At 49.9% G+C, this 781-nt stretch carries 1 tRNA gene and 2 rRNA genes; all 3 read right to left on the bottom strand.

Going from position 1 to position 781, the window contains the following annotated elements:
* Positions 1–184: ribosomal RNA gene (locus BFG58_RS14975) — 23S ribosomal RNA — on the bottom strand; the annotation flags it as partial.
* 183 nt (positions 185–367) lie between these two features.
* Positions 368–443, bottom strand: a tRNA-Glu gene (locus tag BFG58_RS14970).
* Positions 444–528: 85 nt separating this feature from the next.
* A 16S ribosomal RNA gene (locus tag BFG58_RS24205) occupies positions 529–781 on the bottom strand; the annotation flags it as partial.

Here is a 781-nt window from a genome sequence, read left to right as displayed (position 1 = left end):
CGGTTCGCCTCGTTAACCTATGTATTCAGTTAACGATAGTGTGACGAATCACACTGGGTTTCCCCATTCGGACATCGCCGGGTCAAAGGTTCATATCACCTCGCCGGCGCTTTTCGCAGATTAGCACGTCCTTCATCGCCTCTGACTGCCAGGGCATCCACCGTGTACGCTTAGTCGCTTAACCTCACAACCCGAAGATGTTTCACTTCATGATTGCGAAAATTTGAGAGACTCGAACACACCTTAAAGATGTGTCGTTTCAATTTTCAGCTTGATCCAGATTTTTAAAGAGCAAATATCTCAAACGTGACTCGCAAGTCAGTTTTGAGATATGACGGCAGGTGACTTTCACTCACGAACCAGCAAGTGGCGTCCCCTAGGGGATTCGAACCCCTGTTACCGCCGTGAAAGGGCGGTGTCCTGGGCCTCTAGACGAAGGGGACACTGAAGTCTCAATCGCAAGACGCCTTGCTATTTACTTTTCATCAGACAATCTGTGTGAGCACTACAAAGGCAGGTTCTTTAAGGTAAGGAGGTGATCCAACCGCAGGTTCCCCTACGGTTACCTTGTTACGACTTCACCCCAGTCATGAATCACAAAGTGGTAAGCGCCCTCCCGAAGGTTAAGCTACCTACTTCTTTTGCAACCCACTCCCATGGTGTGACGGGCGGTGTGTACAAGGCCCGGGAACGTATTCACCGTAGCATTCTGATCTACGATTACTAGCGATTCCGACTTCATGGAGTCGAGTTGCAGACTCCAATCCGGACTACGACGACG

It is taken from the genome of Enterobacter sp. ku-bf2, assembly GCF_001742765.1.
In the GTDB taxonomy this organism is placed as follows: Bacteria; Pseudomonadota; Gammaproteobacteria; order Enterobacterales; family Enterobacteriaceae; genus Enterobacter; species Enterobacter quasiroggenkampii.
This window is presented reverse-complemented; position numbering and strand designations above follow the sequence as displayed.